Here is a 25,078-nt window from a genome sequence, read left to right as displayed (position 1 = left end):
ATCGGACCAGGGCTCCCTGACATCGCCGAAAAGGCTACTTACGATGAGCGATTATCTCGCGTACGTCGTTCAGCCAGCGCCGCAAGGAGACGCCCTTTGGCGGACTGATACGCAGACCGAGTATCCCGCTGGCTGCACGCAGAGAAGCATCGTCTGCATTCATATCCAGAAAATCTTGAATCTCTGTGATGACGGTGCGCAGGTCGCTCTCTGAAACGCCGTCCAGATAATCATCTACCGCCTCCCTGTGCGAGGCGTACTCAGTCTCGAAATCTTGATGGAAGTAGGCGCTCAGGAAGTGTGACAGTTCAGGGAAGCGCCCCTTCCACTCCCAAGCCGTCTGGGGCGTGACCAGGGTCGGCCGCTCGGGTGCCTCAAGAAAATGAGCCACATGCTGACGGACGAGGAGAAGGCATTCCTCTACGGTCGCACCAGAGGGAGGGTTGATGTGCGGCAAGAGATCGACATCTTCCGCGATCTCTTCACTGAACAGCCCCTTCGAAAGGAGATCGTCAATCTCGGCCGCTACTGCGGCGGCCTGGCCGGGGTGGCGTGCGGCTTGACGAAAGAACGCAGAGAGCGCCGCTCCGGGGCGATCGGGGGCGTCATCGAAGGTGTAACCGGTCTCCTCATAGGAACGCAGCAGGTTCCGCAGTTCCTTGAAGCGGTCGTTGATCAACGTCATTGATGCATCAACCGGTTTCTGTGTTAGCTGATGGGATAAGAGGTGAGGATCCGATACCCCGATCGGCCGACGGGTCGCGCTTGGAGAACGACTTGCACGCCACTGCCCCATTCCACCCGCCGGGCATTTTAGGGACTGGGCCCGTTTCCCATTCGTCGCATGTCAAGCTCATGACCTCGCCTCGGGAGGGTGGTCGTCTGCCCCTCTCGGACCCCCAATGGGCACCTGCTGCTTCGAGACAGACGCCGCCATGGCAGGTCACCAAAAGGAGATCACGGCCTGGCTCGCCGGGAACAAGAAGAAGTTTGACCTTTCGGCACACTTCGACGAGTTCATCGGCGTGAGCATGACTCGACACAACTTCCGAAACGGGTTGCCTGGTCGCGCAGTTCAGCGGCTTTGCGTGCGTTCTGGTGAACCACGAAGACGATGGATGATGATGCTCCTGATGTCGCTCAGCCATTGCCGAAGAGTCACGTTCTTCGGTGGCACTACCTCAAGGCCAAGGGCGTCAGTCGCGACGCTGAGTTCTCTGTCGGTTTCGATGGTCGAGAGCAGTGTGTGGATTTCCATCGCCGCCCGTTTGAGAGCCTCTTCGTCGCTTCCTGTGAGGTAGTCGTCGAGGGCTTCTTTGTGAGACGCGTAGTCCAGGGAGAAATCTTGATGGAAGTAGGATCCGAGTAGTTGATGCAGTTCAGGGAAGCGTTTACGCCATTCCCATGGATTCTGAGGATGGGCCGTCTGCGCAAAAGGTGCTCCGGACGCGATCCGCTCCAGGTGGATCTTGGCGACTTCGAGGCACTGCTCAACAGTTCGACCGGCCGGGGGCTTGATTCGTGGCAGTAGGTCCACGTCGTCTGCGATATCGGCGCTGAACAACCCCAGTCGAACAAGATCGTTGATCTCGCTGATTAGCATGTGCAGGCGGCCCGGCGACTGAACGGCAATTCGAGCATATGACTGTAGTGCGGGCCCTGGCTCGTCTGCGGTGTCCGTGAAGGCGTAGCCGGTCTCTGCATATGCGTCGAGCAGCTCGTGGAGGGCGGGGAACCGCTCGTAGTCCCTGAGATCTCGGGGATGGGTCACTGGAATCTTCCTCGGTCGGGCTAGGAGGTCGGGTAGGCGGTGTGGATGCGATAGCCGTTCGGCATGTCAGGGTCTCGTCGGATGATCAGCTTGACGCCTTGGACGTCGTGAGGCCCGGTACCGCGAATGAAGTCTTCGCGGGAGAGGCTGCGCCCCGTGACTTCATCGAATCTGGCCTGGACGACCTTCTGTGCAGATGTTGTATTCTCGAGCCATCTTTTCACCTCGCTCTGTTTCTGGAGCATCGCCTCGTCGACGAATCGCTGTGCAGATGACTCGTCAAGGAAGCTGGAGCTGCCGGTGATGTTCTTGTCTTCGCGCAGTCGGGAGCGCAGCTCTTGGTCGGTCTTGTCTGCATGCCGGTCGAGAGTATGCGAGCCCTTCATTCCTTCATCGCCAGGCAGATCTGCTCTGTACTTTGGCTGGGTCGCTCCTTTGCGCTTCGACCGTGGCCACGCGTTGTAGTCGCCTTGTCGTAGGAGCAGGTGCCCGTTTGGATAAGCCAGTTCGGGGCCCCGCACGTTGATCGGGATCCCCTGAAACATCTTGACGAACCCGCCGGCGTCCGATGCGGCTCGCACGGTTCCGGCTCCCGCGCCGAGCGCGCCTCCGAAGGCGGCGCCGTAGGCGGCGGCGTCCTGTGCCTGGGAGAGATTGAAGCCGTCCTGCAGGCCGGTTGAGATCTTCAAGGGTTGGGCGACCGCGAGCTCGACCGTCACTGACTCGATGCTGCCGAAGACAACTCCCGTAAGTGTGATCGCTGCGATGTTGGCCACAGTCGTCGAAACGGTGATCCCGAGCCCTGCCGCAAGTTCGATGATGGTGGTTGCGGCGGCAGCCGAAGCGGCAGTGGAGAGACCGAAAGTGAAGACCGCCAGACCGATGCCCGCTGCGATGGTGGCTGCCGCGATCCCGATCTCTGTCCAAAGCTGCTGGATGGCGTCGTCGACTGCGTCGGCGAACTCCTCAAGCGCTTTGGCCATCTGACGTGCCACCGCAGCCAGGTCGTCGAGCCAGCCCTGGGCACACTCCCTGTGGTACCGGCCCCAGAAGACCTCGAAGGCGTCGATCGCCTCGCCCTTGTTGTTGCGGATGAGGGACGCAGCCTTGCCATTGGATATTCGGCACACCTCATCGACGGCGTCAGCGTAGTCGCGCCAGTGCCCTGCCGCCGCGCGCAGGCTGCCCGAGTTCGCGTCCGGCCACCACATCCCCATCTTCATGAGGACGTCCTTGGCGGTCTCCTCGACGCTCACTGGTTGCTGCCGTCCCGTGCGCCCCCGTCCCTGGCGCCTTCCGCCTTGATTCTCGAGAACATGGCGGCGATCAAAGCCTCATTCTCGATGTGTCCGTCGGCCATGTCTGTCATTGCCAGGTGAATGCTGGCCAAACCGTCTATCAGGATTCCGGTCGACTGCGTGATCTGCTTCACATGCGGCAGGTAGACGTCTGCGAATTGCGATCCCTGCTCGTCGTCGCCCCAGGGCGTACCGAGCTCACCGAGCTTTTCTGCCAGGACCTTGGCCGCGAGCCGCAGTGCCTCACTCTGCTCGTGGAACGTCGGAGCCGACGCCTTCAGATCAGCTGTCTTGATGTCGAGTATCTGCTTCGGTGCCTCAACCACCGTAATTCTCCCCCATGTTGCGGCCAGATCCCTGACGACGGTAGCTCATCAACATGTGAACACGGCAAGGAGATGATCGGTCAAAGGACGCCGCTCAGAACACCCCGCCCCGCCGCCGGGCTACCGCCACGACACCGAGTACCTGCTCGGACTCGCCGCACGAGGCGTGAAGGCCCAAGGCTGACAGAGGGGGAGGTCAGCGACCCCGTTGAAGAATCAAGGTCAAGCCTCCAGGGAGTCCTCGGGGCTGTCCTTGCTCTCGGCCATCACCCTTCCGCCGACGAAGGCTACGCCCAGGGCCGCCAGCACACCCGCGCCGGCGAGCGCCTTTCCGAGCGCCCCGTCCAGGAACTTCTTGTTCTCGCTGTCCTTCTGCGACTGCTGCCTTCCGGTCTCCTGGATCTGCTCGATGAGGTACTTCCGCTGCTCCCAGGTCAGGTCACCCTTGTCGAGTTCCCTCCGGAGGATCTCCCTGATCTCCTGGAAGGACCGGTGCACATGCTCCTGGCTCCGCTCGTTGGCCGTGAGCGTGGACTCGTGCGCCTTCTGCATCATGTCCACGGCGTTCTTGGCGAAGTCCTTGAACGCGGGGAACTGCTCGACGATCTTCAGAGCCACCTCGGTGCTCATGTCGGGCATCATGGCCACGAATCTGACCATCTTGTCCTTGGAGAGATGTCTCCAGGAATCGATCCCCAGCGCCTTCTTGATCTGGTCTTCGTTCTTGTAGCGCATGCCGTTGCTCCGCCCCGCCCCTGTTGTGTCAGTCGAACGTCCAGCCCTGTGCACTCAACGCAGCCTGCCACCGTTCACGGACCGGACGGGCCCACTCTGCCTCGGCGCCGAGGGCGTAGGCGATCAGACCGTCGATGTGATTGACCATGCCCGCCAGCGAGGCGAGGTCGCGGTGCTGCTGGTGGGACCGGAGCCCGAACTTCTCGATGCCGTACAGGTGGCCGCGGAGCCTGGCCTTGAAGTCCGGGGTGAGGCGCAGGGCGTCTCCGTCGACCAGGAGCCCGAGCACGGCCCTGCGGGCGCCCGGCGGGACGACACGGGTCTTGCGAGTGTTGACCGTGAAGCGGAACCCCTGCACGGTGTGGCTGAACTCCCTGAGCAGCGCGACCGCCGCAGACCGGGAGAACGGGGTGGTCCCGCCCGAGAAGACCATGTCGTCCGAGTACCGGGTGTAGACGAGGCCGTGGCGGGCGGCGATGCTCGCGAGCCGATCGTCCATCGGGCGCACCGCCAGGTTCGCGAGCGCACCGCTGGTGGGCGCCCCCTGAGGAAGGAATCCTCCCCAGCCCCGCTGGTAGGCGGTGATCTTGGGGTAGCGGTCCGCCCGCTGGGGGTCGACCGCGTCCTTGCTGTCCTCCCAGGTACAGAGGCGTGTCAGCTCGTAGGAGATCCGTGGCTGGTACCCGGCCTTCCTGAAGGCCTGGTGGATCCGGCGCTCGCCTATCGATCCGAAGAAGTCCTCGATGTCCATTTTCATCAGCCAGTCCGCGCCCAGGTGTCTGCGGGCGCATTCCGCGACGGATCGGCCCCGCACGTACGCGAAGGCGCTGGGGTGCACGGGCAGGCCGTCCAGGATCTCGTGGAGGATCCAGCGTTGGGCCGTCATCAGCTCAGGTTCGGGAGCAAGGAGCTTCCTGGGGCCTCTGTCGGCCTGTCCCGGGGTGTGAATCGGCCGGTAGTGGAAGCCGCGACGCTCGACCGCGCGGCGCAGGCTGCCGTAGGAAACTCCCGTGAGATGCGCCAGATGTCCAAGGGTGACCACCGGGGGCAGACCACGCGCCTCAGCGGCCGCCGACTGCCGCAGTGCCCGTTCGGCGGCCCGCGACGAGCGGGTGGCCGGGACGGACTTCAGGTAGAGATGAGGGGAGGCGCTGACCATCTACCTTTACTTTCTCCTCCCGGCCCGACCTCAGCGTCACGCGGAAGTTGCTTCACGGGCCGCACCCACGGCGCGGTCCTGCCCCCGGGCTCTTGCGAGACCCGGTTGGGCCGGTTCCGACGGAACCGGCAGTACTAGATCTCAGCGCCCCTCCCTGAGGGACAAAGGGTAGTAGGGGGTCGGCAAGGTGGTACAGCCTGTTTCCACGCATGATCCGCAGTAACACCTGTGCTCACGCGCAAAGTTGGCTGATTCCAGTCGAGCCTCCGCGGCCCTGCGGCTGCGCCAGTACACCGGCTCCCCGAGTACCAATCGGCCCGCGTCGGTGAGGTGGCGCCCTCGGATCAGTTCGAGTTCCGTTGCTCTGTGGAGCACTGGTCCCAGCGGCCACGGGCCGTCGGTCAGGGCGCGCGTCAGTCCTTCGTCGTGGCGAACGCCTCGCGCCAGCGCATGGAGCAGCTTCCGCACTGCTTCGGCCGGCGGAACGGGCTCAGGTTCGTCGGACATCTGTGCTCCCCCTCGAGAACGATGTGGCCCGATCAGGTGTGCTTGAGAGGCGACGGATAGACCTCGTGCTCCGGATCCCACCACAGGACGAAGACGTTGCCCACCAGAAAGCCGTACAGCCGTTGCTTGCCGGTGAACCTGAGCCGCTGGATCTCCGTACGGTCCCCAAAACCGAGTTCGTCGAGCCTCACCACGGCGTCCTTGCACAGGTGGGACAGCCTTCACTCTGGCGATACGGCGCCGGCTGCCCTCCCTCGGCGGCCTGGACGCCGAACACGGCGTGGCCGTGCTGATGCATTACACCTTGCGTCTGCTCACCATCCAGCAGTTCCAGCGCGCCGCAGCCCTCATCTGCGCCTGCGAGACGATCCGCAGGGCCGACCCGGCGCTCTGGGGCACCGCCCCATTCCGTATCGGACTGTGGGTGGGCGGCGGCGTCACGCCGAACAACACCGACCAGGCGAGCACCTGGCTCAAGGATCGCCGCAAGGAGAAGGGCCGGGGTCGGCGCAGCCGCTCCGGGTCGCCACACCAGCTGACCAGTTGCCCCTGGTGCGGCACCAAGCTCGACGCCGGTCGGGACATCACCGTCGACACGGTCCTGCGTCGCACGATCATCACCTGCCCCGACGCCTTCGCGTGTCCGTTCGGCGAGGGTGCCTTCGGTGTGCCGGCCGACGAGCGGGGGCTCCCGGTGCTCGTCGTCGACGAGGAGATCTACCGGCTGCCGCCCAGCCTTGTCATCGCCACGGTCGACAAGTTCGCCCAGCTTCCCTGGAAGGGAGAGACACAGGCCCTGTTCGGTCAGGTATCCAAGCGGTGCACACGCCACGGATACGTGGCGGCCGACGCCGTCGACAGCGAATGGGAGCGCCATAGCCATCCGGCCCAGGGCAACCATCCGGCGGCAACGACGGTCGACGTGCCCCGGGTGAGGCCCCCGGACCTCATCGTTCAGGACGAGTTGCACCTGATCTCCGGGCCTCTCGGCTCGCTGACCGGGCTCTACGAAGCGGCCATCGACCGGCTCGCGTGCTGGGACGTCGAGCCGGGGCGCACGGTGCGTCCCAAGGTGATCGCCTCCACCGCCACCGTGCGGCGAGCCGAACGGCAGATAAGAGACCTGTTCAGCCGCAGGACCGCCGTCTTCCCTCCGCCCGGCCTCACCGCCGACGACAACTTCTTCGCCCGTCGCCGCGCGACCGATGTCAAGCCCGGTCGCCGGTACGTGGGGATCTGCGCGCAGGGCGTGCGGACCAAGTCCGTCGCGATCCGGGTGTACGTCGCCCAGCTGGCCGCCGCCGAACTGCTCCACCAGCGCTACGGACGGACCGAGCTCACAGACCCGTACATGACGCTGGTGGGCTACTTCAACAGCCTCCGTGATCTGGGTGGCATGCGCCGTCTGGTGGAGGACGACATCTCCACTCGGCTCATCCGCGCCGACCGCCGCGACCTCGCCGTCCGCTACATCGGCGAACCGGCAGAACTCACCTCCCGCATGTCCTCCGACGCCATTCCCGGCATTCTGGAGAAGCTCGAACTCACTTTCACCGGCATGAGGAAGAAGGGCACCGCCCGTCCCATCGACGTCCTTCTCGCCACCAACATGATCGCCGTCGGCGTTGACGTCTCCCGGCTCGGCGCGATGGTAGTCAACAATCAGCCCAAGTCGACCGCCGAGTACATCCAGGCCACCAGCCGCGTCGGCCGGCGTTCCCCCGGGCTGGTGTTCACCGTCCTCAACTGGGCCCGCCCGCGGGACCTCTCCCACTACGAGACGTTCGAGTCCTTCCATGCCACCGTCTACCAGCACGTCGAAGCCCTGTCCGTGACGCCCTTCGCGGACCGTGCCCTGGACCGAGGACTCACCGGGGTGCTGGCCTCGCTCGTGCGCAACCTCAAGCAGCAGTACAACGGCAATCGGGGAGCGCAGTTCTTCGACGTCCGTGGCGAACTCGCCGACCACGTCGTGCGCTCTCTGCAGCGTCGTGCCGAGGACGTCACCGACGTCAAGCACACCGGAGCGGAACTCGTCACCCGTCTCAAACAACGGCTCGACCACTGGGACTTGCGCCGCAAGGCACCCGGAGCAGTCCTCGGCTACAGCACCGCGAGCCGCCAGGGCGACCTCACCCCGTTGCTGAAGAAGCCCGACGGAGCCGGCTGGCGGCTGATGACCTGCCCCACCTCGCTGCGCGAAGTGGAGCCACCCGTCCAGCTGATGTTCGTAGGTGATGTCGGACAGGACCCCGTCACCGAGCCGCCGTTCGTGCCCCGGCCCCCGTCCGAAGGCGACACCGCAGATACCGCAGACACCCTCTGGGGGCAGCCGTGAGCACACCGTCCAACGGCCCCCTGCGGGTCGGCGAACCGCGCCCCAGCCAGCTGCTGCACACCTACGGAGTGGGATCAGTCGCGGACCTGCCCAACCTGTCCACCATGGTGATGGGCCTCGACCACTGGGATCTCGTCAGGGCAACCCCGTTGACCGAGGACCGGTTGCTCGCCGCGGTGCGAAGGCGGCTGGGCCCCCAGGTCACGACGCTCCGGATGCCGCCACAGATGCAGGAGACCTCCGACCCGTTCGGCGAGTGGACAAGGGTCGGTGTTCCGGTGGCGCTGTTCCCGAGGTGGCTGCGCTGCTCCCGCGAGCAGTGCAACCAGCTGTCGCCTGCGTCGTCCGGACTGTTCGAGCTGGAAGAGCACTACTTCCGGCCCGAGAACACACGGTACGTACACACCTGCTTCGGCACCGGCGGCCGACGGCCCACCGCCGTACCGGCTCGGTTCCTCATCGCCTGCCCGGCCGGCCACATGGACGACTTCCCCTGGCAGTACTTCGTCCACCGCGGTGCCGCCGCCGCACCCGACTGCACGCTCAGCCTGCGCGAACGCGGCACCACGGGCGAGGCGGCGAACATCTTCGTGGAGTGCTCCTGCGCGAACGTGCCCGATCGGTCCATGGCAGAGGCCATGGGCAAGCGGGGCGAGCGGGAACTGCCCGCCTGTCGGGGGCACCACCCCCACCTCGGCACCTTCGAAACCTGCGACGAACGGGTCCGCACCATCGCGCTCGGCGCCACCAACAGCTGGTTCGCCTGCCAGCTGCGGGTGTTCAGCCTGCCAAGGGCGGAGGAACCGCTGACCCAAGCCGTACGCGAGCACTGGAGCTCGCTCAGCCCTCTCGCGGCCCTCCCCGCGGAGGCCGCCAAAATGCTGCTGCTGACGCAGGCCTGCTGGCCCGAACTCGAGCCCTATGGAGCGGAGAAGGTGTGGAAGGCGGTCACCGACGAGGCGGCCACTCTCCCGGTCCATCTCCTCCGCACCCGAATCGGACGACGAGGGCTTCGACCTGGCGACTCCGGAGTGGAAAGCCTTCACCGCACCGCACCAGTACACCCTGCCGGACTTCACCACGGAATCGGTGGCCGTGCCCTCCACCGCCTCCCCTTGGCTGGAGCGGGTCATCCTCGTGCACCGCCTGCGTGAGGTGTCCGCCCTCACCGGCTTCACCCGGATCGACGCCCCGGAGTGGCTGCCGCAGGATGACGAACCGACAGCCCACAATGCAGCGTCCCTCACCAGAGAACCGCCCGCCTGGGTCCCGTGCGCCGAACTGCGGGGTGAGGGCGTGTTCCTGGCCTTCCGCGAGGAGCGCCTCGCCGACTGGGAGAAGCGTCCCGAGGTCCTCGCCCGCGAGAGGGTACTCAAAGCGACGCATGTGACCTGGTGCCTGGCACGCGGGATCGAGCCCCAGTGGCCCGGCATCCGGTACGTGCTCCTGCACACGCTCGCCCACGTCCTGATCCGCGCTTTCGCCCTCGAATGCGGCTATGGCGCCTCTGGAATCGCCGAGCGCGTCTACGCCCGTTCCGGGAAAGACCCCATGGCTGGCATCCTGCTGTACACGGCAGCGCCCGACAGCGAAGGCACTCTGGGCGGCTTGGTCTCCCTCGGCCACCGGGACCGCCTCGGGCCCGTCATCGACCAAGCCCTCGAAAGGCCCGCCTTTGCAGCTCCGACCCCATGTGCGCGGAACACGACCCCCGTGTCCACGGCCGCCTGCACGGGGCCGCCTGTCACGCATGCCTCTTCGCCGCCGAGACCTCGTGCGAACGGGGCAACCACTACCTGGACCGAGCGCTGCTCGTCGAGACCCTGGCAGGGGACCTCAGGGCCTTCCTGTCATGAACGGCAGACTTCCCGTGCTCCTCGCGGCCCTCGCGAAGCGGCTGCCGTCCCACCGCATGTCCGACCCCCAGCGCCACCTACGCCTGGCCGATGGTCCGGCAGACCCTCTGCTCGACAGATGGGCGGCAGCTCATCCGGCGGCTGGTCTGTCCTCGCAATTGGGCGCGATGCGGGCAGCATGGCGGGACGAAGCGCCCGGTCTGCCAGGAACGGCCATCGCTCTGTCCCTCTCGACAGCGGATGCCTACGAGCAGACAGAAGCACCGCCCGCAGAGCTCGTCGTAAGCGGTCCGACGAGCCACGCGATACCCGTCCGCCTTACCAGCGCCATTGCCATCGATGTCATCCGATCAGCGCGCGACTCATTGCTCATAGCAAGCTTCGCCGCTTACAAGATCGCGGAGATCGTGACGGAACTCCGCGCTGCCGCCGACCGGAACGTCCGTATAGACCTCCTGTTGGAGGAGTCCACCGCAGCTGCGCGGGCCTTCGGCCAGCTCCATGGCCAGGTCCGTATCTGGCACCGCGCGGACGTCTCTGCCCGCGGCAGTCTGCACGCCAAGGTAATAGCGGCCGACCGCCGAATCGCTCTGCTGGGCAGCGCGAACCTCACCGATCGTGCACTCAGCGACAACGTGGAGATAGGCATCATCCTGCGCGACCCGCGGACCGTGGGGCGGCTGGTGGACCACCTGCGCTGGCTCACAGGACCGGAAGCCGGCTTCCTACAGCCCGTTTGACCTATCGCGCGACGTCCGTGCCATCGGATCCCGGCGTCGCGTCACCGATGAGTCCGGCCGGCCCATGCCGTCTACTGAGGGGAGAGCACCGATTACTTGTGGAGGCCGGCATGAGGAAGATCATCGCGCAGCTGTTCATCTCGCTCGACGGAGTCGTGGAGGCGCCCGACCAGTGGCACTTCCCCTACTTCAACGACGAGATGGGCGCCGCCGTCGACTCGGTCCTCGGCAGGGCCGACACCCTGATCCTGGGTCGCAGGACCTATGACAGCTTCGCCGGCGCCTGGCCCGAGCGGGAGGCGGCCGGTGGTGAGGACGCTCCCTTCGCCAAGATCCTCGGCGACGCCCGGAAGATCGTCGTCTCGCGGCAGCAGCTGGAGTTCACCTGGCGGAACTCCGAGTTGATCAAGGGTGACCTCGTCGAGGCGGTCACGGCGCTGAAGAAGGAGCCGGGCGACAGCGCCATCGCGATGAGCGGTTCCGTCTCCGTCGTCCGGCAGTTGCTGGCCGCGGGGCTGCTGGACCAGCTGCAGCTGCTGGTGCACCCGATCGCCGTCCGCAAGGGCATGCGCCTGTTCGACGAGGGCGACGCTCCGATCCCGCTGAAGCTGCTCTCCTCCGAGACCTTCGAGACGGGGGTGCTGCACCTCTTCTACGCCCCCGCCAAGCAGCCGGGCAAGGGGACGTACGAGGACGCGAAGACGCACCTCCCGCAGGACGAGCGGTAGGGCCGGACATGCCGACGGCCCCCAACGCGCTGCCGGGGGCCGTCGTCCGGGTCACTACGGGAGGTTCCTGGCCATGACGATGCGCTGGACCTGGTTCGTGCCCTCGTAGATCTGCGTGATCTTGGCGTCGCGCATCATGCGCTCGACGGGGTAGTCACGGGTGTAGCCGTAGCCGCCGAGCAGCTGGACCGCGTCCGTGGTGACCTCCATCGCCACGTCGGAGGCGAAGCACTTCGCCGCCGCGCCCTGGAAGGTCAGATCGGCGTCGCCGCGCTCGGACTTGGCGGCGGCCGCGTAGGTCAGCTGACGGGCGGCCTCGATCTTCATCGCCATGTCCGCGAGCATGAACTGGATGCCCTGGAAGTCCGCGATCGGCTTGCCGAACTGCTTACGCTCCTTGACGTAGCCCTTGGCGTAGTCGAGCGCGCCCTGCGCGATGCCGAGAGCCTGCGCCGCGATCGTGATGCGGGTGTGGTCCAGGGTCTTCATCGCCGTCGCGAAGCCCGTGCCCTCCGCGCCGATCATGCGGTCCGCGGGAATGCGGACGTTGTCGAGGTAGACCTCGCGCGTCGGCGAGCCCTTGATTCCGAGCTTCTTCTCCGGCGCGCCGAAGGAGACGCCCGGGTCGGACTTCTCGACGACGAAGGCGGAGATGCCCTTGGAACGCATCGAAGGGTCCGTGACGGCCATGACCGTGTAGTACTCGGAGACACCGGCGTTGGTGATCCAGCGCTTCACGCCGTTGAGGACGTAGAAGTCGCCGTCGCGCACGGCCTTGGTCTTCATGCCGGCCGCGTCCGAGCCCGCGTCGGGCTCGGAGAGGCAGTAGGAGAACATCGCGTCGCCCTTGGCGAGCGGGCCCAGGTACTTCTTCTTCAGCTCCTCGGAGCCGGAGAGGATCACCGGCAGCGAGCCCAGCTTGTTGACGGCCGGGATCAGGGAGGACGACGCGCAGACGCGGGCGACCTCCTCGATCACGATCACGGTCGCGAGGGCGTCGGCGCCCGCACCGCCGTAGGACTCCGGTACGTGCACGGCGTGCAGGTCGGACGAGACGAGCGCGTCGAGCGCCTCCTGCGGGAAGCGCGCCTCCTCGTCGACCGCGGCGGCGAACGGCTCGATCTTCGCCTCGGCGAGGGAGCGGACCGTTTCGCGGAGCATGTCGTGCTCTTCGGACGGGCGGTACAGATCGAAATCGGCCGATCCTGCCAAGGTCTCTCACTCCCCAAGTGCTAACTACCGTTAAGTAACCCAATTTTAGACGGCGGCGTCGACCGTGGCCTACGTGAGTTTGCCGACAGCGCTGTCATCCGATGCCGGGAGGACCCCGGACACGGCCGATATGCTCGGGCGCGGACCCCGCACGCATCGGCACTGGAGCATCCGTATGGCCCTCAAGATCACGGTGATCGGCACCGGCTACCTCGGCGCCACGCACGCCGCGGCGATGGCGGAGCTGGGATTCGAGGTGCTGGGGCTGGACGTCGTCCCGGAGAAGATCGAGATGCTCTCGGCGGGGCGGGTACCGATGTACGAGCCCGGTCTCGAGGAGCTGCTGCGCAAGCACGTCGCCGGAATCGAGGGCTCGACCGGGCGGCTGCGCTTCACCACGTCGTGGGAGGAGGTCGGCGAGTTCGGCGACGTCCACTTCGTGTGCGTGAACACACCGCAGAAGCACGGCGAGTACGCCTGCGACATGTCCTATGTCGACGCGGCCTTCGCCTCCCTCGCCCCCCGGCTGACCCGCCCGGCCCTGGTCGTCGGCAAGTCCACCGTTCCCGTCGGCAGCGCCGACCGGCTGGCGGCCCTCCTCGACGAGCGGGCCCCGGGCGACGTGGAGCTGGCGTGGAACCCGGAGTTCCTGCGCGAGGGCTTCGCCGTCGACGACACCCTGCACCCCGACCGCATCGTCGTCGGCGTGCGCAGCGAGGCCGCCGAGAAGCTGCTCCGCGAGGTCTACGCGACGCCCGTGGCCGAGGGCTCGCCCTTCGTCGTGACCGACTTCCCCACCGCCGAACTCGTCAAGACGGCCGCCAACTCCTTCCTCGCGACCAAGATCTCCTTCATCAACGCCATGGCCGAGGTCTGCGAGGCCGCCGGCGGTGACGTGGCGAAGCTGGCGGAGGCGATCGGGCACGACGAGCGCATCGGGAAGAAGTTCCTGCGGGCCGGGGTCGGCTTCGGCGGCGGCTGCCTGCCCAAGGACATCCGCGCGTTCATGGCGCGCGCCGGCGAGCTGGGCGCGGACCAGGCCCTGACCTTCCTGCGCGAGGTCGACTCCATCAACATGCGCCGCCGCGGCCACATGGTCGAGCTGGCCCGGGAAGCCGTCGGCGGCTCCTCGTTCCTCGGCAAGCGGGTGGCGGTGCTGGGCGCCACCTTCAAGCCCGACAGCGACGACGTCCGCGACTCCCCCGCCCTCAACGTCGCCGGCCAGATCCACCTCCAGGGCGGCCAGGTCACGGTCTACGACCCCAAGGGCATGGACAACGCACGCCGCCTCTTCCCCACCCTGGGCTACGCCGACTCGGCGCTGGAGGCGGTACGCGGCGCGGACGTGGTGCTGCACCTGACCGAGTGGCGCGAGTTCCGCGACCTCGACCCGGCGGAACTGGGCGAGGCCGTGACGACCCCGATCATCCTGGACGGCCGCAACGCCCTCGACCCCGACCAGTGGCGCGAGGCCGGCTGGACCTACCGCGCCATGGGACGCCCGCGGGCCTGATCCGGTCCGGGGCGGTCCGCCGCCCGTCAGTCGGCGCCCGCGGTACGGCGGGCCCGGTAGGTGCGCATCTTGGCGCGGGCGCCGCACACCGCCATGGAGCACCAGCGGCTGCGGGCCGCCGGGCTGCGGTCGTAGTACGCCCACTGGCAGTCGTCGGCCTCACACGCCTTGAGGCGCATCCATGTACCGTCCGCCGCCCCCGTCGCGACGGCTTCGGCGACCCGCGCGAGCAGAGTCGGCGGGCCCGACGGGCGCAGCGCGGCCTCGCCGGACGGGGACACCGTGACGCGCAGCGGCGCGTCGGCGAGGAGGGCGTCGAGGGCGGTCGACGTCCCGTGACCCGCATGGGCCAGGCATGCCTCGCGCAGGGCTTCGCGCAGGACACGGGCCGCGGGCACGTCCTGCGGCGTGAGGGCGAATCGCGCCTGTGCCTCCGGCGCGTCGAGGCTGTCCGCACCGCTGTCGATGTCCAGCGTGTTGACCAGGGCCTCGATCAGCGCGAGGCCTCCAGGAGCGGGTGCCCTGTCATTCATGCTTGCGACGTTACCTCCTATGCGGGACCATGCAGTAACCGTTACCGGTTGAGCGTGCATAGGGGTAACACCAAGGAGGAAGCATGAGCATCGCGAAACTCGGAGCCGTCGTCCTGGACTGTCCCGACCCGGTCGCTCTCGGGCGCTTCTACGCCGAGCTGCTCGGCGGGGAGATCGAGGACGACAGCGAGGGCTGGGTCGACCTGAAGGGCGTGCCGGGCGCGCCCCTCGCCTTCCAGCTCTCGCCCGGACACGTGCCGCCGAAGTGGCCGTCGCCCGAAAAGTCGCAGCAGTTCCACCTCGATGTGACCGTCGAGGACATGGACGCGGCGGAGGAGCGAGTCCTGGCGATCGGCGCGACCGTGCTGGACGCCGCGGACCGCAAGCGGAGCTGGCGGGTGTACGCCGACCCGGCCGGTCACCCGTTCTGTCTCTGCGCCTGCTGAGTTGCGTTCGGGCAGTGCGCCGCCGAGGAGCGGCGCACCCCCCGTCCGTCACACCCCGTCGAGCTGGTCGATCGTCGCGCTGGACGGGCCGCGCAGCTCCTGGAGATCGCGGGCCACGTCCTCGGCGGCGCGCAGCACACGGACCGCGTTCTGCCAGGTCAGCTTGGCCAGGTCGGCCTCCGACCAGCAGCGGCCGAGCAGCTCCGCGATCAGGTTGGGGTAGCCCGCCACGTCGTCGAGGCCGGCCGGGGTGAAGGCCGTCCCGTCGAAGTCGCCGCCGATGCCGATGTGGTCGACGCCGGCGACCTCGCGCATGTGGTCGAGATGGTCCGCGACGGTCGCCGCGGTCGCGACCGGCCGCGGGTTCGCGGCCTCGAACGCCTCGTGGATCTTCATGGCCTGCGGCGTGGTGTCCAGATGGTGCAGCCCGTGCGCGCGCATGTTCTCGTCCGCGGCCCGCGTCCACTCGACGGCCGCGGGCAGGATGAACTTCGGTACGAAGGTGGCCATCGCGACGCCCCCGTTGGCGGGCAGCAGGGCCAGCACGTCGTCGGGGATGTTGCGCGGGTGGTCGCAGATCGCACGGGACGAGGAGTGCGAGAAGATCACCGGCGCCGCCGAGGTGGCGAGCGCGTCGCGCATCGTCGTCGCGGCGACGTGCGAGAGGTCGACGAGCATGCCGATGCGGTTCATCTCGCGGACGACCTCGTGGCCGAACGCGGACAGGCCGCCCACGCCCGGCTCGTCGGTCGCCGAGTCCGCCCACGCGATGTTGTCGTTGTGCGTGAGCGTCATGTAGCGCACGCCCAGCGCGTACAGGGCGCGCAGTGTGGCGAGCGAGTTGTTGACGGAGTGACCGCCCTCGGCGCCCATCAGGGACGCGATACGGCCCTCGGATCGGGCGATCTCCATGTCCTCGGCGCTGAGCGCCCGCACGAGGTCCGCCGGGTAGCGGGTGATCAGCTGGTCGACGATGTCGATCTGCTCCAGCGTGGCACTGACCGCTTCGTCACCCGCCATGTCGCTGCGCACGTACACGGACCAGAACTGCGCGCCGACCCCGCCGGCGCGCAGCCGCGGGATGTCGGTGTGCAAGCGGCCCCTCTGGTCACCGGCGATGTCCATCCGGTCCAGGTCGTAGCGGACGTGCTCGCGCAGCGCCCAGGGCAAGTCGTTGTGGCCGTCGACGACGGGATGGGCGGCGAGCAGCTCCCGCGCCCGGCGGAGGTGGTCCGTGGGGGTGTCCATGGGCTGTTACTTCCCGAAGCCGAAGGACTCCGCACCTCCGACCCTGGAACGCAGACGCTTGCCCTTCTCCGTGGCCTGGTCGTTCAGCTCCTGCTGGAACTCGCGCATCCGGCCGAGCAGTTCCTCGTCCTGCGTGGCCAGGATGCGGGCGGCCAGCAGGCCGGCGTTGCGTGCGCCGCCGACCGAGACGGTGGCGACGGGGACGCCCGCCGGCATCTGCACGATGGACAGCAGCGAGTCCATGCCGTCGAGGTATTTCAGCGGAACGGGGACACCGATCACGGGCAGCGGGGTGACGGAGGCCAGCATGCCCGGCAGGTGGGCAGCTCCCCCGGCGCCCGCGATGATCGCCTTGAGACCCCGGCCGGCGGCTTCCTCGCCGTACGCGATCATCTCGCGCGGCATGCGGTGCGCGGAGACGACGTCGACCTCGTACTCGATCTCGAACTCGTCCAGGGCCTGCGCGGCCAGCTCCATGACGGGCCAGTCGGAGTCGGATCCCATGACAATGCCGACGACGGGGCTCATGCTGCTCACTCGGTGATCGTTCCTCGCAGATAGCCGGCGGCGTGGCGGGCGCGCTCGAGCACGTCGTCCAGGTCGTCGCCGTAGGTGTTGACGTGCCCCACCTTGCGGCCGGGCTTCACGTCCTTGCCATACATGTGGATCTTCAGCTGCGGGTCCCGCGCCATGCAGTGGAGGTAGGCCGCGTACATGTCGGGGTAGTCGCCGCCCAGAACATTGCACATCACGGTCCACTTGGCACGCGGGCGCGGGTCGCCGAGCGGCAGGTCGAGCACGGCACGGACGTGGTTGGCGAACTGGGAGGTCACCGCGCCGTCCTGGGTCCAGTGGCCGGAGTTGTGCGGGCGCATCGCGAGTTCGTTGACGAGCAGCCGCCCGTCCGCCGTCTCGAACAGCTCGACCGCGAGATGGCCGACGACGCCGAGCTCCTCGGCGATGCGCAGCGCCAGCTGCTGTGCCTCGCCGGCCAGCTCGTCCGACAGGCCGGGCGCGGGCGCGATCACCGTGTCGCAGACGCCGTCGACCTGCTGCGACTCGACGACGGGGTAGGCGACGGCCTGGCCGTGCGGGGACCGGACGATGTTCGCCGCGAGCTCGCGGACGAAGTCGACCTTCTCCTCGGCGAGGACCGGCACACCGGCCTTGAAGGGGGCCTCGGCGTCCGCCTGCGTACGGACGAACCACACGCCCTTGCCGTCGTATCCGCCCTGCACGGTCTTGAGGATGATCGGGAAGCCCCCGCCCTCCTCGGCGAAGGCGGCCGCGTCGGCCGGGTCCGCCACGATCCGGTGGCGCGGGCAGGGCGCGCCGATCTCCGTGAGCTTGGCGCGCATGACGCCCTTGTTCTGGGCGTGCACCAGCGCGTCGGGGCCCGGCCGGACGGGGATGCCGTCCGCCTCCAGAGCCCGCAGGTGCTCGAACGGCACGTGCTCGTGGTCGAAGGTGATCACGTCACAGCCGCGCGCGAACTCACGCAGGGTGTCCAGGTCGCGGTAGTCGCCGATGACGACATCGCTGACGACCTGGGCCGCCGAATCCTGGGGGGTGTCACTGAGGAGCTTGAATTTCAGGCCGAGGGGGATACCCGCCTCATGGGTCATACGGGCGAGCTGACCGCCGCCGACCATGCCGACTACCGGGAACGTCACCCCTTCAGGGTATCTGCCGAGCCGACCGGCCCTGTCCGCCGTAGGTTCCGACAAGCGATGTAGCGGCCGTCACATCACTCTCAGGACTCACAGGCGACCCGGAGAGCCGCTGGTTAGCATGGCGGTGTCGACGCTGCCGCTCGACGCTGCCGATCCGATGAGGCTGGTCCCCCATGAGTGAACCAGGCGGAGGACTGCGCGAGCGGGTGCGGCAGCTCGCGCGCGAGGTCGCCAAGTTCGGCGCGGTGGGCGGCGCGGGCGTGTTCGTCAACCTCGGGGTCTTCAACCTGGTGCGGAGCACGACCGAGATCCCGGTCGTCCGGGCGTCGATCATCGCCACGCTCGTCGCGATCTGCTTCAACTACGTGGGTTTCCGCTACTTCACCTACCGTGACCGCGACAGGAGCGGCCGGACCCGGGAACTGACGCTGTTCCTGGCGTTCAGCGGGGCCGGCCTGGTGATCGAGCACGGCATCCTGTACGCGGCGACGTACGGCCTCGGCTGGAACACCCCGCTGCAGAACAACATGTTCAAGTTCCTCGGCATAGGGATAGCGACGCTGTTCCGGTTCTGGTCGTACCGGACCTGGGTCTTCCGGGCGCTGCCCGTCCAGCAGGCCGAATCGCTCCTGGAGCAGCGCCGGGCGGGGGCCGGGCCGGAGCCCGTGCCGGGCCGCGCCGCCCGCTGATCCGGCGGCCGCGTCACCTCACGGTCGGCCCGGCATCGTCCTTGCGCTTGGGGGCGACCTTACTCAGGAACAGGGCGAAGACCGGCGGGTGCTGCTGGAGCAGTTCGAGCCTGCCGCCGTCCGCCTCGGCGAGGTCCCGGGCCACGGCCAGGCCGATGCCGGTGGAGTTGCGGCCGCTGATGGTCCGCTCGAAGATGCGGGCCCCGAGGTCCGCCGGCACGCCGGGCCCCTCGTCCGTCACCTCGACGACGGCCTGGTTGCCGGTCACCCGGGTCCGTACCGCGACCGTGCCCCCGCCGTGCATGAGCGAGTTCTCGATGAGCGCGGCGAGCACCTGGGCGACCGCGCCCGGGGTTCCGACGGCCTGCATGCCGCGACGGCCGGAGTGGACGATCGCGCGGCCCGCGCTGCGGTAGGCCGGGCGCCACTCCTCCAGCTGCTGCTTGACGACCTCGTCGAGGTCGAAGGCGACGGCGGAACCGATCCGGGGATCGCGCGAGTTCGTCAGGAGCCGCTGCACGACGTCGGTGAGCCGCTCGACCTGGTTCAGCGCGATGCTCGCCTCCTCCTTCACGGTCTCCGGGTCGTCGGTGACCGTGATCTCCTCCAGCCGCATCGACAGCGCGGTCAACGGGGTGCGCAGCTGGTGGGAGGCGTCCGCGGCGAGCCTGCGCTCCGCGGTGAGCATGCGGGCGATCCGCTCGGCGCTGGCGTCCAGCACATCGGCGACCCGGTCCAGTTCGGGGACCCCGTAGCGCCGGTGGCGGGGGCGGGGGTCGCCGGAGCCGAGCCGTTCGGCGGTCTCGGCGAGGTCGGTGAGCGGCGCGGCGAGCCGGTTTCCCTGCCGTACCGCGAGCAGCACGGCCGCGACGACGGCGACCAGCGCGACCGCGCCGATGATCAGCAGCGACCGGCCGACCTCGCGCGTCACCACCGAGCGAGACTCCTCCACGGTGACCGTGATGTTGCGCTCGCCCTCGGCGGTGCCGCGGATGACGCTGCCGCCGGGACGCTTGCCGATCTCGATGGGGTCGCGGCCGGCGATGCGGATCAGGGCGTAGCGGGTGACGTCGCCCTGCTGGGCGATGATGTCCGGATTGACCGGCTCGCCGCCGACCAGCCTGCTGTCGACGATGCTGGCCAGGCGCAGCGCCTCCGAGTCCACGCTCTCCTGCGCGCTGCTGCTGATGGTGCGGGTCTCGACGAGGACCAGCGAGACACCGAAGACGGCGATCACGACGAGCACCACGGCGAGCGTGGAGTGGATCAGACGGCGGCGCATGGGGTCTGCGTGTCAGGGCTCATGGCGTGTGCCTCTCAGGACTTCTCGAAGCGGAAGCCCACGCCGCGCACGGTCGCGATGTACCGGGGGTTGGCCGCGTCGTCGCCGAGCTTCTTGCGCAGCCAGGAGATGTGCATGTCCAGGGTCTTGGTCGACGACCACCACGTGGTGTCCCAGACCTCGCGCATCAACTGGTCGCGGGTGACGACCCGTCCGGCGTCGCGCACGAGGACGCGCAGCAGGTCGAACTCCTTGGCGGTGAGCTGGAGCTCCTCCTCGCCCATCCAGGCGCGGTGCGACTCGACGTCGATCCGCACGCCGTGCGTGGCGGGGGCGGGCGCGGGCTCGGCGGCGCCGCGCCGGAGCAGGGCCCGGACCCGGGCGAGCAGTTCGGCGAGGCGGAACGGCTTGGTGACGTAGTCGTCGGCGCCCGCGTCGAGACCGACCACGGTGTCCACCTCGTCCGCCCGCGCGGTGAGCACCAGGATCGGCACGGTGTGCCCGTCGGCGCGCAGCCGCCGCGCGACCTCCAGGCCGTCCATACCGGGCAGCCCCAGGTCCAGCACGACGAGATCGACCCCGCCCGCGAGTCCGGCGTCGAGGGCGCTCGGACCGTCCTCGCGCACCTCCACCTCGTAGCCCTCCCGGCGCAGGGCTCGGGCCAGTGGCTCGGAGATGGATGCGTCGTCCTCGGCGAGCAGTACACGGGTCATGAAGGTGATGGTAGTCCGCATGGCCCAGCCGCCGGGGCGTGATCCACAAGGGCCCGGACTCAGGGATGCGATCCTGGTGACGGCCTTCGATTCAGGGCAGATGGTTCCGCGTTTACCTGTGATTCATATCTCAAGTCCTTTTATATGTCGCACTGTCATGGCGTAAGGTGTCGAGACGCCTGATGTAGTGACTGGGGACCTTTGGACGAATCCACGCGCCAAAGGTCTCATTTCTGCAAAGGATTGTCCTGCCGGTCTTGACGGCAGCGCGAAGTGACCCCACCGGGCGCGTCACCGCTCACGAAGCGCCGCGTCCCGAGCGAGCAAGGATCGACCATGGCGTCCAGCCTGACGAGGGACTCGGCCAGCACCCCTGGCTACAAGAAGACGTTCCTCGGCCACCCCCGCGGTCTGGCCAATCTCTTCATGACCGAGATGTGGGAGCGCTACAGCTTCTACGGCATGCGGGCTCTGCTCGTTCTCTACCTGTCGGCCTCCGTGGCCAAGGGCGGTCTCGGCTTCGACACGGCTACCGCCGTCGCCATCTACTCCGTCTACAACGCCATGGTCTACCTGCTCGCCCTGCCGGGCGGCTGGTTCGGCGACCGGGTGTGGGGCGCGCGGAAGACCGTGGCGGTCTCCGGCACGGTCATCATGGTCGGCCACTTCATGCTGGCCCTGCCGATGGAAATCTCGTTCTTCATCGGTCTGGCGCTCATCGCCGCCGGTTCCGGTCTGCTCAAGGCCAACATCTCGACGATGGTCGGCCACCTCTACCGGGACAAGAACGACCCGCGCCGTGACGGTGGCTTCACGATCTTCTACATGGGCATCAACCTCGGTGCCTTCGTCGCCCCGCTGACGATCGGTTACGTGGGCCAGAAGATCAACTGGCACTACGGCTTCGCCATGGCCGGTGTCGGCATGGCCCTCGGTCTCGCCTTCTTCTTCCTGGGCTTCCGCAACCTGGCCCCGGAGTCGAACCAGGTGCCCGCCCCGCTGTCCGACGCCGAGCGCGCCGGCATCATCAAGAAGGCCCTGATCTGGCTCGCCGTCGCGGCCGCCGCCTACGGCGTCGTCGGCCTCTCCGGCTCGTTCACCATCGACTGGGTGCTGTGGCCGCTGACCATCCTGGGTCTCGTCCTGCCCGCCTGGTACCTGATCCGTATCAAGCGCGACTCCGACCTGGAGCCGGTCGAGCGCTCGCGGATGTCGGCGTACGTCTGGTTCTTCGTCGCCGCCGCCGTCTTCTGGGGCATCTACGACCAGACCGGTTCCACGCTGAGCCTGTTCGCCGAGAACAACACCTCGGGCACCCTGTTCGGCTTCGACTTCCCGGCCAGCTGGTTCCAGTCGCTGAACCCGCTGTACGTGATGGCGCTCGCCCCGGTCTTCGCCTGGCTGTGGGTCGCGCTGGCCCGCCGCTCCAAGGAGCCCAGCACGCTGGTCAAGTTCACGCAGGGCCTGGTGCTCATCGGCGCCTCGTTCTTCGTGATGATGCTGGCCCAGGCCGCCTCCGCGGGCGGCGTCATGGTCACCCCGCTGTGGCTGTGCTCGGTCTACCTGATCCAGACCGTGGGTGAGCTGACCCTGTCCCCGGTCGGCCTGTCGCTGACGACGAAGCTGGCGCCCGCCAAGTACGCGTCCCAGATGATGGGTGTCTGGTTCCTGGCCGTCACCGCCGGCGACTCGGTCATCGCCCTGCTCCAGCTGATGGGCGCGCCGACGGACACCGAGTGGTGGTTCGCCAGCCAGGGCGCGCTCGCGGTGATCGCCGGTGTCGCGATCTTCATGTACCGCAGGAAGGTGCAGCCGCTCATGGGCGGCGTGCACTGACACGCCCCGTACGCGCACGGAGGGCCGCCGCACCGATTCGGTGCGGCGGCCCTCCGCCGTTCAGGGGGTGCCGCGCAGGCGCTGCCACGGCGTGAACGTGAAGACCGCGCCGCCCAGCAGGATCGCCGTGCCCGCCACCAGGGCCAGGGCGCGCAGGGCCCCGGTGTCCTCGGCGCCGGTCTGGGCCAGGCCGCCGCTCGTGGCGGAGCCGCCGGCGCCGCCGCTCGTGCCGCCGCCGGCCGCTCCGCCCGGCTGGGCCGAGGTGTCGAGTTCGAGGGAGAACGGCACGTCCGCCGGCGGGGTGCAGGTGGTGGTCGTGCCGAGCGCCTTCACCGTGAGAACGCCCGGGCTGAGCGTCGTCCGGCCCGTGGCACCGGGCTTGTACGTGCCCGTCAGGTCGGGGATCTCGATCGGGTCGCCGGCCTTGATGGGGTCCTTGTTCGTCGGCCCCTCGACATGGACGAAGCCCTTGTCGGCGCCGCCGAGTTTCACCTCCATGGACGGCTTGACCGAGTCCTTGGGGATGTCGGCCGGGCTGTCCATGACGGACTTGGAGAACTTCACGGTGAGGCCGTAGTCGCCGCCGTTCTTCCTGGCGTTGATGCGGACCGGGGAGACGGCGTTCTTGTCGCCGATGGGTGTCTTGCACTCGTACGCGACCTCGATCTCCTTGCCCTCGAAGTCCGTCTGATCACCGCCACCGCCGCCGGACGTCCCGCCGGAGCCGCCGCCGCTCGTCGTACCACCCGAACTCGCCCCTCCGTCCGTCGTACCGCCGGAGGTGGTTCCGCCGGAGGTGGTTCCGCCGGAGGTGGTTCCGCCGGAGGTGGTTCCGCCGGAGGTGGTTCCGCCGGAGGTGGTTCCGCCGGAGGTGGTTCCGCCGGAGCTCGTGCCGCCGGAGGTGGTTCCTCCGGAACTCGTGCCGCCGCCCTGCGACACCTTGATCGTCGCCCCGACCCGGACCGTCTCCTTCGGCGCGCACCTGGTGTCCGTCGAGATCGGCTTCGAGACGTTGATGGCGTACGGCCCCGGTGTCAGCGTGACCTCGCCCGCCTCTTCCAGCTTCAGCGTGCCCTTCATGTCGGGCAGCACCATCGGGCTGTTCTTCGGGATCGGCGGGTTCTGCCGGGGCCCCTCCATCGCCAGCTCGCCCGTGGCGGCGCCGCCGAGGGTGATCGTGCCGGTCGGTTTGACCGTGTCCTTCTGCAGGTCCAGGATGTCCGGGTTCTTGGAGGCGGCCTGGACCGTCTTCCAGACCACCTCGACCTCGTCGCCCACCTTGGCCTCCGCCGGCGCGGTGATCTGCACCGTGGTCGTGCCCTGGACGGGCGGCAGGCCGGAGATCGGCGGCGGAATGCACTCCGTCGCGTACGAGACCTCGGCGGCCTGTGCGGGGCTCGCGGCCAGCAGGATCCCCGCGCCGCCGAGCATCAGCGCGACCCCGGCCGCGCTCATCCTCCGTTGCGTACTCACGAATGTCCCTTCGTCGTGGGCCGGTCGGTCCGGTTCTCTGACGGTGCGGAGTCAGGGGTGAACCACGGCAGTGCCGCCGTGGTGGTCGAGGGGGAGGCGGGCGGGCGGGCCCGGCCGGTGCGGCGGGCGTGCCGCGAGCCCGGCGGCCGTACGCGGTCGACGACCGCCATGCCGATGCGGAACAGCGCCGTGGGCACCACCAGGGCCAGCAGGATCCAGAAGACGGTCACGCCCCAGGGCCGGCCGACGCCCCAGGGCTGTTCGGCGACGACCTTGCCCCCGTACTTCACCGAGACCGCGTAGTCGCCGTGGGCGCCTGCCGCGAGCCGGACGGGCAGTTCGATCCGCGCCTTGGCCCCCGGCTTGATCGTGCCGCGCCACTGCTGCTCCTCCCACTGGGGCGCGAACACCCCGTGGGCGGTGCCGACCTGGAAGACGGGGTCCTTCACGGGCGTCGTCCCGAGATTGCCGACGGTGAACTCGAGCGTCCGGGAGGGCGGGGCGCCGAAGAGGACCAGCAGGCCCGACGCGCCCCGCAGCCGGGTTGGGGTGAGGACGGCGAGGCGGCCGTCGCCGGTCTGCTCGGGAAGCGGTTCGGTGGGGTGGCCCGCCACCACGAACTCCGCGTCCACCACCTGCTGTTCACCGGTCACCGTGGCGACGTGCACGACACAGGGACACGGCTCGGGCGGCTCGGCGACCGGCAGCCTCTTGTCGAAGGCGCCCCGGGAGTCGGTGGTGACCGCGCGTCCGTCGGCGTTGGCGCAGGAGTTGGTGCCGCCGATGACGCCCGTGCCGGGCGAGGACTTCCCGCAGATCAGCAGGATCAGCAGGGTCTTCGCCCGCCACCCGGCACCGCTGACGGTGAGGTCCCCGCCCTTGCCCGCCTGGGACGCGGACAGCTCGACGGTCGGGGTGGGCGCGGGCGCGCCCAGCGCGGCGGCCGCGGGCAGGAACAGGAGCAGAAGGGCCAACAGGGCGGTGGGAACGGCACGTTGCATG

The 25,078-nt window shown here is 68.3% G+C and carries 25 protein-coding genes and 1 pseudogene; 10 read left to right on the top strand and 16 right to left on the bottom strand.

Annotated features, from left to right (window positions below; translation table 11 throughout):
• Nucleotides 1-34: 34 nt before the first annotated feature.
• The 7 genes from QFZ82_RS24245 to QFZ82_RS24215 all read right to left on the bottom strand — a co-directional run bounded on the left by QFZ82_RS24245 (nucleotide 35) and on the right by QFZ82_RS24215 (nucleotide 5,987).
• Entirely contained in the window at nucleotides 35-685 is a 651-nt protein-coding gene (locus QFZ82_RS24245) for a contact-dependent growth inhibition system immunity protein (RefSeq protein WP_307715161.1), read from the bottom strand.
• Nucleotides 686-1,075: 390 nt separating this feature from the next.
• Nucleotides 1,076-1,771, bottom strand: a complete 696-nt coding sequence (locus QFZ82_RS24240) for a contact-dependent growth inhibition system immunity protein (protein WP_307715160.1) — start codon at nucleotides 1,769-1,771, stop codon at nucleotides 1,076-1,078.
• 20 nt (nucleotides 1,772-1,791) lie between these two features.
• Nucleotides 1,792-3,027, bottom strand: coding sequence for an RNase A-like domain-containing protein (locus tag QFZ82_RS24235; protein ID WP_307715159.1), 1,236 nt, complete (start codon nucleotides 3,025-3,027; stop codon nucleotides 1,792-1,794).
• The gene (locus QFZ82_RS24230; protein WP_307715158.1) at nucleotides 3,024-3,395 is read right to left on the bottom strand and encodes a hypothetical protein; all 372 of its coding nucleotides are present in this window, start codon (nucleotides 3,393-3,395) and stop codon (nucleotides 3,024-3,026) included. The genes QFZ82_RS24235 and QFZ82_RS24230 overlap by 4 nt, the downstream gene beginning before the upstream one ends.
• A 222-nt stretch (nucleotides 3,396-3,617) precedes the next feature.
• Nucleotides 3,618-4,130 (bottom strand): hypothetical protein, encoded by a 513-nt coding sequence (locus tag QFZ82_RS24225; protein ID WP_307715157.1) that lies wholly within the window; start codon nucleotides 4,128-4,130, stop codon nucleotides 3,618-3,620.
• A gap of 28 nt (nucleotides 4,131-4,158) precedes the next feature.
• Nucleotides 4,159-5,289, bottom strand: coding sequence for a reverse transcriptase family protein (locus tag QFZ82_RS24220; RefSeq protein WP_307715156.1), 1,131 nt, complete (start codon nucleotides 5,287-5,289; stop codon nucleotides 4,159-4,161).
• Nucleotides 5,290-5,828: 539 nt separating this feature from the next.
• Nucleotides 5,829-5,987, bottom strand: coding sequence for a hypothetical protein (locus tag QFZ82_RS24215; RefSeq protein WP_307715155.1), 159 nt, complete (start codon nucleotides 5,985-5,987; stop codon nucleotides 5,829-5,831).
• A gap of 101 nt (nucleotides 5,988-6,088) precedes the next feature.
• On the opposite strand from QFZ82_RS24215, the gene QFZ82_RS24210 reads away from it, so the two are divergent.
• The 6 genes and pseudogenes from QFZ82_RS24210 to QFZ82_RS24185 all read left to right on the top strand — a co-directional run bounded on the left by QFZ82_RS24210 (nucleotide 6,089) and on the right by QFZ82_RS24185 (nucleotide 11,458).
• The gene (locus QFZ82_RS24210) at nucleotides 6,089-8,134 is read left to right on the top strand and encodes a helicase-related protein (protein ID WP_307717826.1); all 2,046 of its coding nucleotides are present in this window, start codon (nucleotides 6,089-6,091) and stop codon (nucleotides 8,132-8,134) included.
• Nucleotides 8,131-9,288 carry a DrmB family protein gene (gene drmB, locus QFZ82_RS24205; protein WP_307715154.1) on the top strand — a complete coding sequence of 386 codons (1,158 nt, stop codon included), beginning with the start codon at nucleotides 8,131-8,133 and terminating at the stop codon, nucleotides 9,286-9,288. Before QFZ82_RS24210 ends, drmB (QFZ82_RS24205) begins: the two co-directional genes overlap by 4 nt.
• Nucleotides 9,185-9,805: pseudogene (gene drmB / locus QFZ82_RS24200) on the top strand (DrmB family protein); the annotation flags it as partial. The gene drmB (QFZ82_RS24205) and the pseudogene drmB (QFZ82_RS24200), both read left to right, overlap by 104 nt.
• A 20-nt stretch (nucleotides 9,806-9,825) precedes the next feature.
• Nucleotides 9,826-9,990 (top strand): hypothetical protein, encoded by a 165-nt coding sequence (locus tag QFZ82_RS24195; RefSeq protein ID WP_307715153.1) that lies wholly within the window; start codon nucleotides 9,826-9,828, stop codon nucleotides 9,988-9,990.
• A complete protein-coding gene (gene drmC / locus QFZ82_RS24190; RefSeq protein ID WP_307715152.1) occupies nucleotides 9,987-10,730 on the top strand; it encodes a DISARM system phospholipase D-like protein DrmC in 744 nt (247 codons plus the stop codon). The genes QFZ82_RS24195 and drmC overlap by 4 nt, the downstream gene beginning before the upstream one ends.
• A 110-nt stretch (nucleotides 10,731-10,840) precedes the next feature.
• Nucleotides 10,841-11,458 carry a dihydrofolate reductase family protein gene (locus tag QFZ82_RS24185; RefSeq protein ID WP_307717825.1) on the top strand — a complete coding sequence of 206 codons (618 nt, stop codon included), beginning with the start codon at nucleotides 10,841-10,843 and terminating at the stop codon, nucleotides 11,456-11,458.
• A gap of 54 nt (nucleotides 11,459-11,512) precedes the next feature.
• On the opposite strand, the gene QFZ82_RS24180 is transcribed toward QFZ82_RS24185, so the two are convergent.
• Nucleotides 11,513-12,670 carry an acyl-CoA dehydrogenase gene (locus tag QFZ82_RS24180; RefSeq protein ID WP_307715151.1) on the bottom strand — a complete coding sequence of 386 codons (1,158 nt, stop codon included), beginning with the start codon at nucleotides 12,668-12,670 and terminating at the stop codon, nucleotides 11,513-11,515.
• Nucleotides 12,671-12,845: 175 nt separating this feature from the next.
• Here QFZ82_RS24180 and QFZ82_RS24175 point away from each other — a divergent pair, with 175 nt between their 5' ends.
• A complete protein-coding gene (locus tag QFZ82_RS24175) occupies nucleotides 12,846-14,183 on the top strand; it encodes a UDP-glucose/GDP-mannose dehydrogenase family protein (protein WP_307715150.1) in 1,338 nt (445 codons plus the stop codon).
• Nucleotides 14,184-14,209: 26 nt separating this feature from the next.
• Here QFZ82_RS24175 and QFZ82_RS24170 read toward each other — a convergent pair whose 3' ends face one another.
• The gene (locus QFZ82_RS24170; protein WP_307715149.1) at nucleotides 14,210-14,716 is read right to left on the bottom strand and encodes a CGNR zinc finger domain-containing protein; all 507 of its coding nucleotides are present in this window, start codon (nucleotides 14,714-14,716) and stop codon (nucleotides 14,210-14,212) included.
• An 83-nt stretch (nucleotides 14,717-14,799) separates the two neighbouring features.
• Between QFZ82_RS24170 and QFZ82_RS24165 the strand changes: the two genes are divergently transcribed.
• Nucleotides 14,800-15,162 (top strand): VOC family protein, encoded by a 363-nt coding sequence (locus QFZ82_RS24165; RefSeq protein ID WP_307715148.1) that lies wholly within the window; start codon nucleotides 14,800-14,802, stop codon nucleotides 15,160-15,162.
• Between the two features lie 48 nt (nucleotides 15,163-15,210).
• Here the strand turns inward: QFZ82_RS24165 and QFZ82_RS24160 are convergent, their stop codons facing one another.
• Genes QFZ82_RS24160 through QFZ82_RS24150 form a run of 3 tightly spaced genes read right to left on the bottom strand, consistent with a single transcriptional unit; the run spans nucleotide 15,211 to nucleotide 18,062 of the window.
• On the bottom strand, nucleotides 15,211-16,410 hold the full coding sequence (locus tag QFZ82_RS24160; protein ID WP_307715147.1) for a dipeptidase: 1,200 nt from the start codon (nucleotides 16,408-16,410) through the stop codon (nucleotides 15,211-15,213).
• 6 nt (nucleotides 16,411-16,416) lie between these two features.
• Nucleotides 16,417-16,938, bottom strand: a complete 522-nt coding sequence (gene purE, locus QFZ82_RS24155) for a 5-(carboxyamino)imidazole ribonucleotide mutase (RefSeq protein WP_177152397.1) — start codon at nucleotides 16,936-16,938, stop codon at nucleotides 16,417-16,419.
• A gap of 5 nt (nucleotides 16,939-16,943) precedes the next feature.
• Nucleotides 16,944-18,062, bottom strand: a complete 1,119-nt coding sequence (locus tag QFZ82_RS24150) for a 5-(carboxyamino)imidazole ribonucleotide synthase (RefSeq protein WP_373429439.1) — start codon at nucleotides 18,060-18,062, stop codon at nucleotides 16,944-16,946.
• A 194-nt stretch (nucleotides 18,063-18,256) separates the two neighbouring features.
• Here QFZ82_RS24150 and QFZ82_RS24145 point away from each other — a divergent pair, with 194 nt between their 5' ends.
• On the top strand, nucleotides 18,257-18,772 hold the full coding sequence (locus QFZ82_RS24145) for a GtrA family protein (RefSeq protein ID WP_307715145.1): 516 nt from the start codon (nucleotides 18,257-18,259) through the stop codon (nucleotides 18,770-18,772).
• A gap of 13 nt (nucleotides 18,773-18,785) precedes the next feature.
• Here QFZ82_RS24145 and QFZ82_RS24140 read toward each other — a convergent pair whose 3' ends face one another.
• Together QFZ82_RS24140 and QFZ82_RS24135 are read right to left on the bottom strand one after the other, a co-directional pair.
• Entirely contained in the window at nucleotides 18,786-20,054 is a 1,269-nt protein-coding gene (locus tag QFZ82_RS24140) for an ATP-binding protein (RefSeq protein WP_307715144.1), read from the bottom strand.
• A 35-nt stretch (nucleotides 20,055-20,089) separates the two neighbouring features.
• On the bottom strand, nucleotides 20,090-20,767 hold the full coding sequence (locus tag QFZ82_RS24135) for a response regulator transcription factor (protein ID WP_307715143.1): 678 nt from the start codon (nucleotides 20,765-20,767) through the stop codon (nucleotides 20,090-20,092).
• Between the two features lie 336 nt (nucleotides 20,768-21,103).
• Here QFZ82_RS24135 and QFZ82_RS24130 point away from each other — a divergent pair, with 336 nt between their 5' ends.
• Nucleotides 21,104-22,603, top strand: coding sequence for a peptide MFS transporter (locus QFZ82_RS24130; RefSeq protein ID WP_307715141.1), 1,500 nt, complete (start codon nucleotides 21,104-21,106; stop codon nucleotides 22,601-22,603).
• A gap of 60 nt (nucleotides 22,604-22,663) precedes the next feature.
• Here QFZ82_RS24130 and QFZ82_RS24125 read toward each other — a convergent pair whose 3' ends face one another.
• On the bottom strand, nucleotides 22,664-24,058 hold the full coding sequence (locus QFZ82_RS24125) for a hypothetical protein (protein ID WP_307715140.1): 1,395 nt from the start codon (nucleotides 24,056-24,058) through the stop codon (nucleotides 22,664-22,666).
• Nucleotides 24,059-24,072: 14 nt separating this feature from the next.
• Nucleotides 24,073-25,077, bottom strand: a complete 1,005-nt coding sequence (locus QFZ82_RS24120; RefSeq protein WP_307715139.1) for a hypothetical protein — start codon at nucleotides 25,075-25,077, stop codon at nucleotides 24,073-24,075.
• Between the last annotated feature and the right edge of the window lies 1 nt (nucleotide 25,078).

The sequence above is a fragment of the Streptomyces sp. V4I23 genome (assembly GCF_030817975.1).
Lineage (GTDB): Bacteria > Actinomycetota > Actinomycetes > Streptomycetales > Streptomycetaceae > Streptomyces.
This window is presented reverse-complemented; position numbering and strand designations above follow the sequence as displayed.

Bases quoted from the DNA above. Each gene is read 5' to 3' on its own strand.
- QFZ82_RS24245 (WP_307715161.1), bottom strand. From the start codon at position 685: ATGACGTTGATCAACGACCGCTTCAAGGAACTGCGGAACCTGCTGCGT.
- QFZ82_RS24225 (WP_307715157.1), bottom strand. From the start codon at position 4,130: ATGCGCTACAAGAACGAAGACCAGATCAAGAAGGCGCTGGGGATCGAT.
- QFZ82_RS24220 (WP_307715156.1), bottom strand. From the start codon at position 5,289: ATGGTCAGCGCCTCCCCTCATCTCTACCTGAAGTCCGTCCCGGCCACC.
- QFZ82_RS24210 (WP_307717826.1), top strand. From the start codon at position 6,089: ATGCATTACACCTTGCGTCTGCTCACCATCCAGCAGTTCCAGCGCGCC.
- QFZ82_RS24195 (WP_307715153.1), top strand. From the start codon at position 9,826: ATGTGCGCGGAACACGACCCCCGTGTCCACGGCCGCCTGCACGGGGCC.
- drmC (WP_307715152.1), top strand. From the start codon at position 9,987: ATGAACGGCAGACTTCCCGTGCTCCTCGCGGCCCTCGCGAAGCGGCTG.
- QFZ82_RS24185 (WP_307717825.1), top strand. From the start codon at position 10,841: ATGAGGAAGATCATCGCGCAGCTGTTCATCTCGCTCGACGGAGTCGTG.
- QFZ82_RS24175 (WP_307715150.1), top strand. From the start codon at position 12,846: ATGGCCCTCAAGATCACGGTGATCGGCACCGGCTACCTCGGCGCCACG.
- QFZ82_RS24170 (WP_307715149.1), bottom strand. From the start codon at position 14,716: ATGAATGACAGGGCACCCGCTCCTGGAGGCCTCGCGCTGATCGAGGCC.
- QFZ82_RS24165 (WP_307715148.1), top strand. From the start codon at position 14,800: ATGAGCATCGCGAAACTCGGAGCCGTCGTCCTGGACTGTCCCGACCCG.
- QFZ82_RS24160 (WP_307715147.1), bottom strand. From the start codon at position 16,410: ATGGACACCCCCACGGACCACCTCCGCCGGGCGCGGGAGCTGCTCGCC.
- purE (WP_177152397.1), bottom strand. From the start codon at position 16,938: ATGAGCCCCGTCGTCGGCATTGTCATGGGATCCGACTCCGACTGGCCC.
- QFZ82_RS24150 (WP_373429439.1), bottom strand. From the start codon at position 18,062: ATGGTCGGCGGCGGTCAGCTCGCCCGTATGACCCATGAGGCGGGTATC.
- QFZ82_RS24145 (WP_307715145.1), top strand. From the start codon at position 18,257: ATGAGTGAACCAGGCGGAGGACTGCGCGAGCGGGTGCGGCAGCTCGCG.
- QFZ82_RS24140 (WP_307715144.1), bottom strand. From the start codon at position 20,054: ATGCGCCGCCGTCTGATCCACTCCACGCTCGCCGTGGTGCTCGTCGTG.
- QFZ82_RS24135 (WP_307715143.1), bottom strand. From the start codon at position 20,767: ATGACCCGTGTACTGCTCGCCGAGGACGACGCATCCATCTCCGAGCCA.
- QFZ82_RS24130 (WP_307715141.1), top strand. From the start codon at position 21,104: ATGGCGTCCAGCCTGACGAGGGACTCGGCCAGCACCCCTGGCTACAAG.
- QFZ82_RS24125 (WP_307715140.1), bottom strand. From the start codon at position 24,058: ATGAGCGCGGCCGGGGTCGCGCTGATGCTCGGCGGCGCGGGGATCCTG.
- QFZ82_RS24120 (WP_307715139.1), bottom strand. From the start codon at position 25,077: ATGCAACGTGCCGTTCCCACCGCCCTGTTGGCCCTTCTGCTCCTGTTC.